This is a genomic window from Neobacillus rhizosphaerae, from assembly GCF_937468385.1.
Classification (GTDB): Bacteria; Bacillota; Bacilli; order Bacillales; family Cytobacillaceae; genus Neobacillus; species Neobacillus rhizosphaerae.
Genome location: NZ_CALBWS010000018.1, coordinates 1 through 15,200, shown reverse-complemented (window position 1 = coordinate 15,200; position 15,200 = coordinate 1). Strand labels below are relative to the sequence as shown.

General features: G+C 39.2%; 14 protein-coding genes. 4 read left to right on the top strand and 10 right to left on the bottom strand.

What is annotated here, in order from left to right; translation table 11 throughout:
* Positions 1–59 precede the first annotated feature (59 nt).
* From M5A78_RS13960 to cax, 7 genes are all read right to left on the bottom strand, one after another.
* The gene (locus tag M5A78_RS13960) at positions 60–1,427 is read right to left on the bottom strand and encodes a sulfurtransferase (protein ID WP_248735887.1); all 1,368 of its coding nucleotides are present in this window, start codon (positions 1,425–1,427) and stop codon (positions 60–62) included.
* Between the two features lie 283 nt (positions 1,428–1,710).
* On the bottom strand, positions 1,711–2,478 hold the full coding sequence (gene pdaA, locus M5A78_RS13955; RefSeq protein WP_248735886.1) for a delta-lactam-biosynthetic de-N-acetylase: 768 nt from the start codon (positions 2,476–2,478) through the stop codon (positions 1,711–1,713).
* A gap of 233 nt (positions 2,479–2,711) precedes the next feature.
* Positions 2,712–4,256 carry a fumarate hydratase gene (locus tag M5A78_RS13950; protein ID WP_319942294.1) on the bottom strand — a complete coding sequence of 515 codons (1,545 nt, stop codon included), beginning with the start codon at positions 4,254–4,256 and terminating at the stop codon, positions 2,712–2,714.
* Between the two features lie 189 nt (positions 4,257–4,445).
* Complete coding sequence (locus M5A78_RS13945; protein ID WP_248735885.1) at positions 4,446–4,643, bottom strand: SE1561 family protein; 198 nt, start codon at positions 4,641–4,643, stop codon at positions 4,446–4,448.
* 168 nt (positions 4,644–4,811) lie between these two features.
* Positions 4,812–5,582 (bottom strand): YfkD famly protein, encoded by a 771-nt coding sequence (locus M5A78_RS13940; protein ID WP_406603704.1) that lies wholly within the window; start codon positions 5,580–5,582, stop codon positions 4,812–4,814.
* A 120-nt stretch (positions 5,583–5,702) separates the two neighbouring features.
* Positions 5,703–6,317, bottom strand: coding sequence for a YczE/YyaS/YitT family protein (locus M5A78_RS13935; protein WP_248735883.1), 615 nt, complete (start codon positions 6,315–6,317; stop codon positions 5,703–5,705).
* A 420-nt stretch (positions 6,318–6,737) separates the two neighbouring features.
* Entirely contained in the window at positions 6,738–7,796 is a 1,059-nt protein-coding gene (gene cax / locus M5A78_RS13930) for a calcium/proton exchanger (RefSeq protein WP_248735882.1), read from the bottom strand.
* Positions 7,797–7,988: 192 nt separating this feature from the next.
* On the opposite strand from cax, the gene M5A78_RS13925 reads away from it, so the two are divergent.
* A complete protein-coding gene (locus tag M5A78_RS13925) occupies positions 7,989–9,167 on the top strand; it encodes an MFS transporter (RefSeq protein WP_248735881.1) in 1,179 nt (392 codons plus the stop codon).
* 384 nt (positions 9,168–9,551) lie between these two features.
* Positions 9,552–11,468 (top strand): heavy metal translocating P-type ATPase, encoded by a 1,917-nt coding sequence (locus M5A78_RS13920; protein WP_248735880.1) that lies wholly within the window; start codon positions 9,552–9,554, stop codon positions 11,466–11,468.
* Between the two features lie 365 nt (positions 11,469–11,833).
* Here the strand turns inward: M5A78_RS13920 and M5A78_RS13915 are convergent, their stop codons facing one another.
* Positions 11,834–12,670 (bottom strand): YihY/virulence factor BrkB family protein, encoded by an 837-nt coding sequence (locus tag M5A78_RS13915; RefSeq protein ID WP_248735879.1) that lies wholly within the window; start codon positions 12,668–12,670, stop codon positions 11,834–11,836.
* A gap of 14 nt (positions 12,671–12,684) precedes the next feature.
* Positions 12,685–13,056, bottom strand: a complete 372-nt coding sequence (locus tag M5A78_RS13910; RefSeq protein ID WP_248735878.1) for a YtxH domain-containing protein — start codon at positions 13,054–13,056, stop codon at positions 12,685–12,687.
* Between the two features lie 233 nt (positions 13,057–13,289).
* Here M5A78_RS13910 and M5A78_RS13905 point away from each other — a divergent pair, with 233 nt between their 5' ends.
* The gene (locus M5A78_RS13905; RefSeq protein WP_248735877.1) at positions 13,290–13,514 is read left to right on the top strand and encodes a DUF1128 domain-containing protein; all 225 of its coding nucleotides are present in this window, start codon (positions 13,290–13,292) and stop codon (positions 13,512–13,514) included.
* 74 nt (positions 13,515–13,588) lie between these two features.
* Here the strand turns inward: M5A78_RS13905 and map are convergent, their stop codons facing one another.
* Positions 13,589–14,338, bottom strand: a complete 750-nt coding sequence (gene map, locus M5A78_RS13900; RefSeq protein ID WP_248735876.1) for a type I methionyl aminopeptidase — start codon at positions 14,336–14,338, stop codon at positions 13,589–13,591.
* Between the two features lie 286 nt (positions 14,339–14,624).
* Here map and M5A78_RS13895 point away from each other — a divergent pair, with 286 nt between their 5' ends.
* Complete coding sequence (locus M5A78_RS13895; RefSeq protein ID WP_248735875.1) at positions 14,625–14,957, top strand: helix-turn-helix domain-containing protein; 333 nt, start codon at positions 14,625–14,627, stop codon at positions 14,955–14,957.
* Positions 14,958–15,200: the final 243 nt, after the last annotated feature.

Sequence of the window (15,200 nt, the reverse complement as noted above, 5' to 3'; positions counted from 1 at the left end):
TTTCAGACCAAAGAGACAATACCAATGGACGTATTGTCTCTTCCCTAAAAATATCATTATTACTTATTTGACTTGCCTTTCTCAACAGGATTGGAAGGATCCATGCTCCATTCATTCCAACCACCATCGTACAGGGTAATATTCTTCAAGCCTAAAACATCAGCATAAAATAATACTTCAGCTGCTCTCCAACCAGTTCCGCAGTAAAAAGCAAGTTTTTTATCAGGATTTATCCCGTCTTTTTCCCACATGCTCAAAATTTCCGAGCCGTTGCGCATGGTATTATCTATGCTTCGAAAATCTTCAAGATGACTGGAATCCGATCCTGCATGTCCCCAAACAGCTCCGGCAGGACGTCCTTTTGCCTCAATATAATCATAACCCGATATTTTCCCTATAAATTCATCCCAACTTCTAATATCAACAAGTGTACCAGTATTTTTATCAGCCAGAATTGTTTTGGCTTCCGGCAAATCAATGATATAGTCCGGATTAGCTGGAACTACAGCTCCAAATGACGCAACCGATTTCTTTGAATTTACCTTTTTTTCGACTTGATAACTGGCATTCTTCCAAGAAGCAAATCCTCCGTTTAACACTCTTACATCGGAAACACCCATATATTTCAAGATTACTGCTACGCGAAATGCCGGCATGGAATCACTGCCATATAAAACAACAGTTGTGTCGGTTGTGATCCCATTTTTCAAGGCAAACTTCTCAAGCTTTTTGTCCTTCAGACGATTCCATACAGGACCTTCCTCTACTTCATCTGTATTAATATGGACTGCTCCAGGAATATGGCCCTTTTTATAATCCTTTGCTTCATCGCCCCAGCTTACTTCAAAAATTTTATATGGATTTCCATTATTTTTATTGTTAATTAAGTCATTGACCCATGTAGAAGAGGCAAGCATTTCGTAATTCGGATAGGATTCCAATGCCAAATCTTGATTTGCTGCCCATTCTTTCACATCAAATTTATAAATATTTTTGAAACCATTATTTTTTAGATATTCAGCAACAGTTTGTGCATCTTTCCCATTTGCATCATAAAGGACAACTTTTTTATCGGTTGAAATTCCTTTACTTTTCAATGCTTCTTTTAGCTTTTTATCTTTTTTATCAACCTTTACCTTTAGCCAGTCAGCGGAAAAATCAACGGCACCTTTAATATGACCGCCTCTTTTAACACCATCTAATGCCCAGCCGTTAAAGGCGTCATTTGATCTTGTATCAACAATGACCCAGTCTTCTTTTCCGAGATTTGCCTTCAGGTCGTCTGTCTTAATAGTTTGGAATACATCTGTTGTTTCTTTTTTATCTGTCTCTTTACTTTTGCCTGTTGCATTACTATTGGAACAGGCAGACAGTAATAAAAAACTACCTAACAAAAGAAATAATAATGCTTTTCTTTGTAATACCATTTCGTCTTCCCCCTAAAAATTTTCGCTAGCCAATATGAGATGTATGTTTTAGTGGCTTTTTGTTTCTGCATTTCGTTAAAGCATCATTGTTTCTGATTTGCACCATTAACTACAATACAAATATTGATTCCTTATTCATTATAAGTAAATGGTATTCTTAAATAAATTCAATCTATCTATCAAATGAATGGAAATGAATCGATTTTTTGATTAATACAATAACGGTGCTGTTTTTCACAAGATAAAAGCCGAATTCCATTCGAAATTCGGCTTTGGGTTTGTATTATCTTTTCTTAGGAAAATCATCAAGGCTTTTGAATTTATAGCCTTTCTTTTTCAACTCTTGAATAACTTTTTCAAGGGCATCGGCGTTGTCTTTCGATACGGTGTGTAACAGGAGCACGCAGCCCGGGTGAATCTGCCTCATAATGTTGTCGTAGGAATATTGCCAGCCTTTTTGTTGATTTACATTCCAATCGACAAACGCGAGTGACCAGAATACATGGGTATAGCCTGCATCCTTTGCAATCTGCATCGTTCTTTCACTAAAAATACCTCGTGGCGGGCGTAAATACTTCATTTCTTTTTGACCCGTTAGTTTTTTCGTCCTGACGCGAACACTTTCAAGTTCCTTACGAATTTTCTCCTCACTAATGGTGGTCATATCGGGGTGGTGCCAGGAATGGTTTCCAATGATATGTCCTTCGTCGACCATCCTCTTGACAAGATCAGGCTTGGAATCCAAATAATGCCCCGTCACAAAAAACGCCGCAGGTACCTTTTCCTTTTTTAATACATCAAGAACTTTAGGAGTATATCCCTGTTCATAGCCATTATCAAATGTAAGATATAATGTCTTTGAATTAGGGTCACCTTTATAAAAAGCACCGTATTTTTCGAGAAGTTGATCGTACTGCGTCCCAGCTTCTGGCGGAATCTCGTTAACCGCCTTTTTAAATCCCCAGTGAATTGGTTGATTGGATACGGATGCGTATGTAATATTCGGTACTAGTAAGAGCAGCACGCTAAGGCTGCATAATAACTTTCTCATCCATGTTCCCCCTATTTTTGTTTTTTATAGTGTTTGTTTTTAAAAGGGAAAACATAATTGGTGGATAAAGGAAATGTTTGTGGGTGGTGGTAGACTCAACCTTTTTTTGATAAAAAGAATAATTAGGTATTGGGTATCGACAAATTTTCTATAATGATAAATAATTCCTCCATTTCAGCCCTTAAAATAGAAAAAAGATAGACGCCTAGCTACAGCGCCTACCCTACCTTAATTTATTTAAAAACCGCTTCCTTAAATTGCGCTAATTTCTCCAAAGAAGATTTGTCCACATCCGCATGTAGGCTGTTTCCGTGCGAGTCCATCGTGACAACAGCTGTAAATCCCTCGACGCGAAGATGCCACATTGCTTCTGGAATACCAAATTGCATCAGATCAACGCCTTCCACTGATTTAATGCAATCAGCGTAATATTGGGCCGCACCGCCAATCGCATTCAGGTACACGCCGCCATGCTCCTTTAGAGCCCCTAATGTCTTCGGCCCCATACCGCCTTTACCGATAACAGCGCGGATACCGAACTTCTTCATGATATCGCCTTGGTATGGTTCCTCACGAATACTTGTCGTTGGACCAGCCGCCTTTACGTGCCACTCACCTGCTTCGTCCTTTAACATAACTGGACCACAGTGATAGATTACCTGACCATTTAAATCCACAGGCGCATCATGATCGCTCAAATATTTATGAATCGCGTCACGGCCTGTGTACATCATGCCATTTATTTGCACCACGTCTCCGACTTTCAGCGCACGAATCTTTTCTTCTGTAATGGGCGCTTCTAAAGAAATAACGCCTTCCGACATTGAAGCGGCTGTTTCTTTTTCAGCCTCCGTTTGCGCAAAATCAATGAATTCACCATCTTGATACGCCCACTCATTAATCTCGCCTGTTACAGCGTCCACACTTACACCTAAGCGGCGGAATGCCCAACAATTGTAGGCAACAGAAACAAAGAAGCTCGCTGGGATTCGGTTCATGACACCGACTTTGCATCCTAGCAATGTTGCTTCTCCGCCGAAGCCCATTGTTCCAATTCCTAATTTATTAGCATTTTCCAACACGTATTCTTCTAGCTTGCGAAGATCTGCGTTTGGATTCACATCTTCAACTGAACGGAATAATTGTTCTTTTGCTAAATCATAACCGGATGAACGGTCACCCCCTATACCGACACCAATAAATCCAGCACTGCAACCTTGACCTTGGGCTTGGTAAACAGAGTGCATGACGCATTTGCGGATACCATCAAGGTCACGGCCAGCACGTCCTAGTCCATCTAACTCACATGGCAGGCTATATTGAATGTTTTTATTTTCGCAGCCGCCGCCTTTTAAAATCAAGCGAACATCAATGTAATCTTTTTCCCACTGCTCAAATTTAATAACTGGTAAACCTACCCCAAGGTTATCACCGCTATTTTCACCTGTTAACGAGTCGACAGAGTTTGGCCGCAATTTTCCTTCTTTCGTGGCAAGAACAATTGCATTTCGAATCGCCTCTTTTAATTCTAATTGGTTGACACCAACTGGCGTTTTAATTTTAAAGGTTGGCAGGCCTGTGTCCTGACAAATCGGTGACACTTGATCATCCGCCATTTTGATATTATTTGTGATGGTAGCAAGACTCATTGCTGCGCTAGTGCCGGCATTTTCTTTTTCCTTAGCCACCAAAACCGCCCGGCGGACGTCCTTTGGAAGTTTGGTAGAAGTTTCAACTACAAGCTTGTACATGCTTTCTTGAAATTTCGCGATATTCAATTCGAGTACCCCTTTCCCTTTGTTCCCCTAAGTAATCTATTTCAATTTTACAACTTTTTGCACGGTTACATTATACTCCTATAACCACTAGAATTAAAGGGTAAGCTTGAAACCGATTACATGTCAGAATCAGGTAATTCCTCCACAAGCGCAGCTAGATTTCCTGAAAATAAAAAAAGAGCCTGTAAATTAAACAGACTCACTGACTTCACGATTATTAAATTCTCTACATTTGGATTCCATATCATCCAGCATGGAAATTAAGCGGTCAATATCTTCAAGTTCCGTTTCCTCAGGATCAATGGCATCGAGTACATCGATGAACATATTTAAGCGCTGTTTTAAAAAATTCACCTGCGAATTTTTATCTTGAATCGGGCTGCCCAATAGCATTCTCTCCTTTCACTATCGTTTTCATCGTACCGAAATAATTAGTCTTTGACAAATATTATTTTCCCCAATAAAAAAAATAACAAGACTCCTGCCATGAGGAGTCTCAATGTTATAAGAAAAGCTCAGGGCACTAGCCCTAGTTCCGCCTTTTCATTCAAAAAATCATCGCGGCCGCTCAGAAGCTAAAAAGCCAAAAGAAACAAAATCCTGAACAGGAATCCAAGCTCCGATTCCTTGTGAAGTAACGTTCTTGATTACGATTAACTTTTTATTTCCTTTTAGCATTAAATAAACTTCACCGTAGTACACTTTCCCCTTTTCATTCACACCAGGTGCATAAGCATATAAGTAGCCGAGCCGGTTCGATGGAATATTATAAATATGATCATTTTTCGTCCCTGCCCCGATAATCGTTTCAAACGCGAGCGGAAGCTTGGTTTTTTCCATCGATTTTTGCAGCATCATCTTTTTGACATCTTCCAAATTAGGGATTTTGGCAGTCAGACCGCCTCTGATAATTTTTTGCGACTCCTGAACATACTTAATCTGATATGGTACCTTTCCGCCCCGATTATCAAAGTAATTCGTATTAATTTTTTGAAACTCCCAATTTAGAGAAGTCTCAGCAGATTCGTAATTCAACGGCCATTGTCCTAAATAAACAATTGCTCGGTAGCCAAGAGCAAACGGAGAGCTGTTAATGCTTGTCTCATTCAGCATGCGAATTAAATCCGGGTTTTCAATTTTAACCTTCGAAGAATTGATTAACTTTTTCGTTAAGTCGCTTGGCTGCAATAATGGCTGGTCCTGTGTCGAATTCGGATAGGTATTCTCTTTCGAAATGTTCCGAACAGAGGCTGGAACCTGATATTTTACTGGGCTTTTTTTCACCGACGCTTTTTCAGCAAAAGCTGACGGAATAAAAGTGAGCATTAATAGCATTGTCATAAGGACTGGAACAATTTTTTTCACTGAGTTGAGCTCCTTTCACTAATAGCATTAATAAGTCTGCTAATAGTTTTTTCGGAGTTGATAAATATTATCCATTAACCCTTAATATTTCGCCTGAAACCGCTTCAATAATTTTTCAAAAAAAGGAAAAAACAGTTGAATAACTGGGCCAATTGTAAAAGTGATAATGATAGTTCCAAGCCATATAGGACCTTTTAAAAAGAAGGCCGGGATTAAGGCAGTAATTTCCCCAATCGTCTTTGCCATCATGAGGTTGACGCCAAAACGCTCTTTTATCGCTAACATATAATTATCGATTGGACCTGGAGGGAATTTGGCTTGTAAATAGGCAGCTGCTCCGAATCCGACAATCAAGATGCCAAGCAATAGAGTAACTAGTTTTACAATAAACTGTTCTGCTTGCCATGTTTCAAAAACGGAATTCAGCCAAAAATCAATCATTGAACCAATAACAATAATCGTTAAGAGTGTAAGGAAGTCAGGTCTTCTTTTTATTAAAAGGGCATTAACGATGACAAGGACTACCCCATCAATCATCACCCATTTTCCAATGGACAGCCCAACTTTTTCAGTAAGGGCGACATTTAAAGCATCCCACGCCCCTGCCCCGAGGTTAGCTTTAATGGTTAGACATACTCCAAAAGTCATAACGAATAAACCGATAGTAAAAAATAATAACCGAATAAAAAATTTCATATTTCGCTCCTCAAAAAGTGGCAAAAAGTAATGAAAATGTAATAATCTGAACATTTACAAAATTCTAATTACCATATATAATATTATTAACCTTTCAAAAAGGAGGGCTGTAATCAATCGGCTAACCATTTATTGAAATTCATTAAGGAGGTTGGAATTCTCGTATAATATGACATTCAACACTCGTGTTTCCGTTGTTTCTTACTAAACATAAAGGTTGGTGATGGATGGTCCTATAGAGAAGCGATTGATTTTTTCCCCTATTAAAATGTGTTGTTTCATTATAGCACAGGTTTGGCGATTTAACCGTACATTGTAAAGATTGAAAAAGGATAAGAAGAGACTCTAAGCCGTTTGGCTCAGAGTCTTTATTTTTGCATAGATTGGTGCCTGACACCGAAAAGGATATGGCAACGTTTCTTACAGTAGGAAGAAGCCAATTCCCATGATTATATATGCCGCAAGCAGGGTTAGGCCTTCAAACCAATTGGTTTCACCGTCGTTGGAAATGACCACCATGAGCAGTACCGATGATATCATGGCGATTAATTCCTGCCAGCTAAATAGAAGCGGCATCGTTTGATCAAAGAAAAGGGAAATGAGTACAAGTACTGGTAACACAAACATGGCTACTTGTAGGGTGGAGCCAACTGCAATCTCCACAGCTACATCCATTTTATTTTTATAGGCCATTAAAACGGCGGAAGCGTGTTCTGCAGCATTACCAACGATAGCCACAATAATGACACCGATAAATAACTCCGTCCAGCCGAAGGATTCTGCCACATACTCAAATGTATGTACCAGATGCTCTGAAATGTAGGCAACAGCAATCGTTGCGATGAAAAGCACGGCGATGGCCTTCCTTTTCCCCCATTCCGGTTCTTCCTCCTCATGTCCTTCTGTCTCTCCGCTAGGCTGATAAACCCCGCGATGGGTAACAAGTTTAAAAAATAAGGCAGCAAGATAAAGAAATATGAGAATAACGGATATCCCGATACTTAATGTAATAGTTTTCGTTTCATTCATATTCATCGAAAATACTTCTGGAATGACAAAGGCAATCATCACCGCAAAAATGAGCAAACCAGAATTATGCCGGGCATCGAACACATTAAATTCTTGCCGTTTGAATTTTAGTCCGCCAATAAAGAAAGAAAGCCCAGCAACCAGCAGCAGGTTTCCCAGCACAGAACCTGTTAGTGAAGCTAGGACAACCCCTACAAGTCCTGCTTTTAAAGCAAAAACCGAAATAATCAGCTCTACCGCATTTCCAAAGGTTGCATTTAGTAATCCTCCAATTCGCGGTCCCGCCACAATCGCAAGACTTTCGGTTGCTCTGCCCATGAAGCTAGATAAAGCTATAATCGTTAAACAGTAAAGAACAAATAAAATAATACTTGGCCAATGCATTACTGTCCCAATGACTGAAAGCGGAACCCCAATGAAAGTCAGCGCCATAAAAATTTTGTTTGTCACCACGTTCCCTCCAAAAGTTATTTTTTAACCCCTTATTTTTTCTCCTATCTATGTTGTTTCCATTTGCCACTATATTTACCTAAAAACTTAGGATCATCTAGGCAACTTTTTTTCTTGCAAAAACAGAATATTCTCGTTACCATCATTTAGGAAACATTTTAATAGATAGAAAATAGAATTGAGGAAATTTTCATGAATAAAAATTATTTTCGTTTCTGGATACTGGTAAGTATTGTCGCCATTTCTGGCTTTTCTCAAGGGATGCTCTTACCGCTTATCGCTGTTATTTTTGAAAAAGGCGGTGTTTCTCCATCATTAAATGGCCTAAATGCCATCTCCCTCTATATTGGCATTCTACTTGTTTCCCCATTTATGGAAAGGCCGTTAAGAAAATACGGTTATAAACCTGTTATCATTTTCGGTGGTGCGCTTGTATTCGTTTCACTAGCATTATTTCCATTATGGAAAACATTTTGGTTTTGGTTTGCTCTAAGACTGCTGATTGGCATCGGTGACCATTCCTTACATTTCGCGACACAGACCTGGATAACTTCCTTTTCACCTGCTGAAAAGAGAGGACGGAATATCTCCTTATATGGTTTGTTTTTTGGGATTGGTTTTGCCACAGGACCATTAATGACGCCATTAGTAAATGTGAATGAATCCCTGCCCTTCATCGTCTCTTCCATCCTATGTTTGGCCGGCTGGGTCTTTGTCTTTTCTTTAAAAAATGAACTTCCGGAACAAGAAGTAACTATTAATTCTTTTCTGGCGACGATTAAGCAGTTCAGAAGAGCTTTGAAATTTGGATGGGTCGCCTTCTTGCCCCCCTTCTCGTATGGCTTTTTAGAATCATCCTTAAACGGTAGTTTTCCCATTTATGCCTTAAGAATGAATATGGATGTTTCAAGTGTTTCGCTCGTATTATCTGCTTTTGCGATTGGCAGTATTATTACTCAACTCCCTCTTGGGATGTTAAGTGATCATTACGGGCGACGGAATATTTTAATGACTGTGCTGTTCTTGGGCTTTTTTAGTTTTACAGCGGCTAGTTTTCTTGAACACTCCTTTATCGGTCTTTTTATCGCTTTCTTAATCTCCGGAATGGTTGTTGGTTCTACCTTTTCGCTTGGCATCAGCTATATGACCGATTTAGTTCCGAAGGACTTATTGCCGACAGGAAATTTGTTATGCGGCATCTTTTTTAGCCTCGGCAGCTTAAGTGGACCGATTATCGGTGGCTTATTTATTAAATTTTTGCAAAGCGTTAGCTTCTTCTACATTATTAGTACGATGCTCCTAGCGATATCATTCATCATCTTTGCATTTGGAAAAAAGACGTATCTAATTCTTGATCAGCAAAATTCTTAACGACATTAATCTGGAGCAAATTCATATCTTACACATAAAATACATGGTAAGATAAAGAAAATTGAAAATTTTTCCGAAGAAAGTCTGCTGTCATCATTAGGGTGGCAGCTTTCGTGTTTTTTTAGGGGCAGTGAGGTTGATTATTTTTATCAATTCCACGTTCATTTATTTCCATTACCAAAATTACACATTGAAGAATTGCATCAGCTCTATTAACATAAACAATAATTATTATCATTTAAAATCAACCAAAATAGATAAAATCCGTATAATTTCAAAAAATGGATCTGAATATCATTCTCAATTAGAATTATATTTTATCAATTAGAATTGACCGTTCTTTTTTCTTGCTGTATAATCAAATTATTGGGGGGGAGATACAAGATGAGTTCAAACGCAAAATTACTTACAAAAGGGGTACAAAATATTGGCCTTATTGAAAAGATCAAACCACATTTAGAACTGATTGCTGCATCGTTAAGCGGAGTGTTGATTGCTCTCGGCTGGATTTTCGATAAATATGGATTTGGAACTGATTCCATCATTGCTTACCTGTTAGCATTTGTAATCGGTGGGTTTGCGAAAGCAAAACAAGGCATTGAAGCCACCTATGAAAATAAAGAACTAAATGTAGAAATGCTGATGATTTTTGCCGCAGTTGGATCGGCAATTATTGGTTACTGGACAGAAGGAGCCATCTTAATCTTCATTTTTGCCGTCAGTGGAGCCTTAGAAACCTATACCATGAATAAAAGTCATAAGGAGATTTCCTCTTTAATGGAGCTCCAACCAGAGGAAGCACTGCTTATCAGTAATGGGAATGAGAAACGAGTTTCAGTCTCAGAGCTTTGCGTTGGAGACCCTATTCTGATTAAACCTGGTGAACGGGTTCCAGCTGATGGGATAATTATCAAAGGACAAACCAATATTGATGAAGCAGCGATTACAGGCGAGTCCATGCCTGTCTCCAAAGGGGAACAGGCTGAAGTTTTTGCTGGTACCGTTAATATGACTGGCTCGATTACCGTTCAAGTAACAAAGGAGAGCAGTGACACCCTTTTTCGAAAAATTATTCAACTTGTTCAATCCGCACAAAGTGAAAAGTCACCGTCGCAACTTTTTATCGAACGCTTTGAAGGAACCTATGTCAAGGTTGTTCTGCTTGTCGTTATTGCGATGTTCTTCCTTCCTTACTTTCTACTGGGCTGGAGCTGGCATGAATCCTTTTACCGTGCAATGATTTTATTAGTGGTCGCTTCCCCTTGTGCTTTGGTAGCTTCGATTATGCCGGCATCCTTATCCGCGATTTCCAATGGAGCTAGGCATGGGATATTAGTAAAAGGCGGTGTCCATCTTGAAAATTTAGGTCATCTTGAAGCCATCGCTTTAGATAAGACAGGTACGCTTACGAAGGGTAAGCCGGAAGTAACCGAAGTAATAGTGAAGGAAGGGCTTGAAAGGGAAAAGCTCATTTGGCAAGTTGCATCAATAGAAAGCCATTCGAACCACCCGCTGGCGATTTCGATTGTTAAGTACGCAAAGCTGAACCTAAACAAAGAACTATTCCATCCTGACAGTCTGGAAGATATACCTGGCTGGGGAGTAAAAGCAGAAATTAACGGAGAACAATGGAAAATTGGCAAGGCGGCTTTCGTCGGAAAGGAACATGTCGACACGTTTGCAGATGGAAAAGCTAAAGAACTTGCAAGTCTTGGTAATACTCTTGTCTTCATTGAAATCAATGGAGATCTTAGTGCCATGATTGCCTTAAAGGATGTCGTTCGCGAGGAAACGAAGCTGGCGATTGATCATTTAAAGAAACAAGGCATCCATACCGTTATGTTAACGGGCGATAGTGAGAAAACTGCCCGGGCGATAGCGGCTGAAAGCCATGTTGATGAATTTTTCGCTGAATGCCTGCCGGAATCTAAGGTAGAACATCTTAAACAGCTTAAATCAAAATATAAAACCGTTGCCATGGTAGGCGATGGGATTAACGATGCTCCAGCACTAGCGATTGCCAATGTCGGAATTGCGATGGGAGAAGGAACGGATGTAGCTCTTGAAACGGCGGATATCGTGCTGATGAAGAATGACTTGCCACGAATCGCCGACGCCATTCAACTTTCAAAACGAATGAATAAAATTATCAAACAGAATGTCATTTTCTCGATATCGATTATCATGCTCTTGATTGCATCCAATTTCTTTCAGATGCTTGATTTGCCATATGGAGTCATTGGCCATGAAGGCAGCACTATCCTCGTGATTCTGAATAGTCTCCGGCTGTTAAAATCATAAGAAAAGCGCAAGGCGCACGTCTATCGGCGTATGGCCTCCTCGGAAAAGCTAACGCTTTTCCTTCGTGCGATGCTAATGCTGCCGAAGCATTCCTTATGGAGCGCTTCGACTATATAAATTCTCATATCATAAGAAAAGGACTGGGTGAGTAATCACCCGGTCCTTTTCTCATGACTAGTTCTTAGTGGTATCCGTTTGAGCCATTTGCTGACCCTGATGTTTTTTGTTTCGGATTACTTTTATTTCCTTTTTGCTTTGTACCGCCATCTTTTTTGGTTTGTTTCGTCACGATTAAAACCTCCCTTATGTTAAGTTATCCCCCAGTTATAGTTTGGACAGATTGTCCTTTTTCATAAAGGAAAGTATTAGCAGTTCAAGCGATTCCGTTCACTATAAAAAGCATTGATTTCTCCACCAATAATAATAATAAAAGCTGTTATGTATAACCAAATCATTAACACAATGATGGTCCCAATACTTCCGTAAGTGAGCGAAAAGTTACTGAAATTCTCGACGTAGAAGGATAATCCGATGGAAGAGATAATCCAGCCCATTGTTGCAAAGATTGCTCCGGGTAAGGCACTTCGGCAGCGCAATCTTACATTCGGTGCAATCCAATACAAGCCTGTAAATATAAGGAACAATATTATCGCACTGACCAGCCAGCTTAACGTATTCCATAGCTTGATAAATTCAGTGGTATAGCCTAATTTAGAAAACAAAAATAGGCCAATTTCCTTCCCAAATACGGGTAAAATAATTGCAAGGATAAAGACAAATATCAGCCCAAAGGTTAGTAATATCGCTACTCCTCTTGAAACAATAAATGAACGGCTTTCCTTCACATTGTAAGCTTTATTAAAAGCCCTTACGATTGCGTTTATTCCGTTTGAGGCTGACCAAATTGTGCCAATAATCCCAAATGACAGCAAACCGCCATTCCGATGATTCATGATCTCGTCTACATTTTTCTCAATTAGGTCCATCGCTTCCACTGGGGCAAAATCGCTGATCAATCCAAGCATGTCCTGATGTGGAATCGGGAAATACGGTAAAAGTGTAAATAATACAATCAAAAGTGGAAACAAGGAAAGTAGTAAAAAGTAGGCCAGCTGTGCACTTAACCCAGGAAGATCATCTTCCTCGATCCGGTGCCAAAGCAATCTGAGCAATGAGGAGCGTACATTCCCTTTCTTTTCCATGTCCAGCTCTCCTTCTAATTATTATTTTCCTCTTCTCCCGATACTTCTTGTAAAAGTTGTTCTTCCTCACTCATTGAGAAACTAGCTTTTGTTTCTTTTAGGATTTCTGTCACCTGGGGTGTCAGCTCCCGTATCTCGTCAACTTTATTTGTAATATAGGAAATATCTTCAGTCACCTGCTGGGCGGCTGTTTTTATTTTAGACGCCGTTTCTTTCACCTTATCGGTTATTGTGCCAGGATTACACAGAACATAGGAAACCTTGCTTGAAGTCTTTTGAACGCTTTCCTTCATTACCTGGCGGGTTTGTTTATCTAAGAGGCTAAGGGCACCACCTGCAATGGCTCCGATTAACATTCCCCTCCAAAATTGATTTTTCTTCGTCATTTTAAATTCTCCTTCCACTATGATAATTATCATTAATCTCTCTTCAATGAAATTAATACCAAAATCATCTCACCCTTTATTTTGCTTTAAATCAATTCCACTTTGCAAGCTTGTCCGAAACTTTTATCCTTCCTTTAGGCAAAGATAATGACTAATATTCAAACGATGTTTATATTGACATCTACTTTTTAACATGAAAAGATGAGATTATTAATTCGAAAAGGGTGACCGAAATGAATTTATCTGAGAAATCGATTGAAAACGTCGAATATATGATTGAACAAATAAAGGAAAAATTAAAGGTTCTTAACCTTGGAGCCATCAAGCCATCACACTTTGATGAAGACATGTATGAGGAATTAAAAGAAATTTATGATATGGTTCTAAGGAAAAACTCTTTTAGTCCAAATGAAATGCAGGCATTAGTAGAAGAGCTTGGAAGCCTGCGAAAAAAATAATAAGAAAAGTCCAATGATAATAATTCCAGTACTACTAGAAAACCCGTTATTTCCAATGAATAACGGGTTTTTTTTTATTTCTGTTCAGTTAAGATAATAGGACCATCTTTGGTGATGGCAAGTGTATGCTCATATTGCGCCGAATATTTACCGTCTATTGTCCGGGCTGTCCAGCCGTTATCATCCATTTTTGTTTGGTACAGGCCGATATTCACCATTGGTTCAATCGTAAAAACCATCCCCTCTTTAATTCGCGCACCTTTTCCTGGTAGCCCATAATGCGGAACATCTGGTTTCTCGTGTATCACCGCACCAATTCCGTGGCCAATAAAGTCCCGTACCACCGATAATCCTTCGCTCTCTACATAGGTCTGAATCGCATGGCCAATATCCCCAATTCGATTGCCCACAACTGCTTGTTCAATGCCCTTGTAAAGCGCTTCCCTTGTAACCTTTAATAAATGATCGGTTTCCGCTGCAACCTTGCCTACTGCATAAGACCAAGCGGAATCAGCCAAGGCTCCATTGTATTTGACTACCATATCCACCGTTACAATGTCGCCTTCCTTTAATGGCTCCTCCCTTGGAAATCCATGGCACACTTCGTCATTAATACTTGCACATGTTGCATATTTATAACCTTTATAGCCCTTTTGCTCTGGAGTTGCCTTATTTTCACTTAAAAACCTTTCAACAAATTGGTCAATTTCCCAAGTGGTAATGCCCGGCTTAATTAATTTTGCAATTTCTTTATGACAGGCTGCCAGTATTTCTCCTGCCTTTTTCATGGCTTCAATTTCTCGTTGTGATTTAAGGACAATCATGTTATTCCCTGCCTTTTTGTATTATTTTTATGTAATATAAGCAATATTGGTTATATTGGAACATAGTACACATAAAATTGATTATTTGGGTCACCCTTTGCAACACTTTTTATATTAACTCTATCGCATCATTTTTTCAAAGTTACTATCTTATTTAGAGATTCCAAAAAACATTATTTTTCAACGTTCAATATTTTGTAATATTCTTTCGTTCTTAATATGGTTGTTTTTCATTCTTTTTGATAGAATAAACGTATAAATACTATTAATAGGTGTGTGAGAGTTAATGATAGGTGACCGCGTAAAAAAATTTCGCTTAGAAAAGAAAATGTCACTATCCGTACTTGCTGAACAAGCAGGTGTTGCAAAATCTTATTTAAGTTCACTTGAAAGAAACTTGCAAAAAAATCCTTCGATTCAGTTTCTTGAAAAAATAGCTGCCGTATTAAATCTTCCCGTTGAACATTTGATACATGATCAAATCGATATAGATCGGTTAGATAACGATTGGATGAATCTGGTCAAAGAGGCAATGGCTTCAGGTGTTTCAAAAGAACAATTTCGCGATTTCCTTGAATTTAATAAGTGGCGGATAAATCAAAATAATGACAATAAGTAGTCCTTTGTGTTTTAAAGAACAAATGGCGCAAGCGCCCGTTTAGCGGCGTATGGACTCCTCGAAAAAGCTAACGCTTTTTCTTCGTGCGATGCTTATGCTGCCGAAGCGTTCCTTGTGGAGCGCTTTGACTGAGATAAATGTAAACTCGCCGACTGGCAAGCCGTTAGGCGAAGACAGAGGCGTAGTTGAATTTATGCGTTCAGAATTTAGGAAATAAATTCTGATTAGCTAAAGGAAACACGG

Excerpts from the sequence above, each read along its gene's own strand:
- M5A78_RS13960 (WP_248735887.1), bottom strand. The coding sequence starts at position 1,427 with ATGGTATTACAAAGAAAAGCATTATTATTTCTTTTGTTAGGTAGTTTT.
- pdaA (WP_248735886.1), bottom strand. The coding sequence starts at position 2,478 with ATGAGAAAGTTATTATGCAGCCTTAGCGTGCTGCTCTTACTAGTACCG.
- M5A78_RS13940 (WP_406603704.1), bottom strand. The coding sequence starts at position 5,582 with ATGCTCACTTTTATTCCGTCAGCTTTTGCTGAAAAAGCGTCGGTGAAA.
- M5A78_RS13935 (WP_248735883.1), bottom strand. The coding sequence starts at position 6,317 with ATGAAATTTTTTATTCGGTTATTATTTTTTACTATCGGTTTATTCGTT.
- M5A78_RS13925 (WP_248735881.1), top strand. The coding sequence starts at position 7,989 with ATGAATAAAAATTATTTTCGTTTCTGGATACTGGTAAGTATTGTCGCC.
- M5A78_RS13920 (WP_248735880.1), top strand. The coding sequence starts at position 9,552 with ATGAGTTCAAACGCAAAATTACTTACAAAAGGGGTACAAAATATTGGC.
- M5A78_RS13915 (WP_248735879.1), bottom strand. The coding sequence starts at position 12,670 with ATGGAAAAGAAAGGGAATGTACGCTCCTCATTGCTCAGATTGCTTTGG.
- M5A78_RS13910 (WP_248735878.1), bottom strand. The coding sequence starts at position 13,056 with ATGACGAAGAAAAATCAATTTTGGAGGGGAATGTTAATCGGAGCCATT.
- M5A78_RS13905 (WP_248735877.1), top strand. The coding sequence starts at position 13,290 with ATGAATTTATCTGAGAAATCGATTGAAAACGTCGAATATATGATTGAA.
- map (WP_248735876.1), bottom strand. The coding sequence starts at position 14,338 with ATGATTGTCCTTAAATCACAACGAGAAATTGAAGCCATGAAAAAGGCA.
- M5A78_RS13895 (WP_248735875.1), top strand. The coding sequence starts at position 14,625 with ATGATAGGTGACCGCGTAAAAAAATTTCGCTTAGAAAAGAAAATGTCA.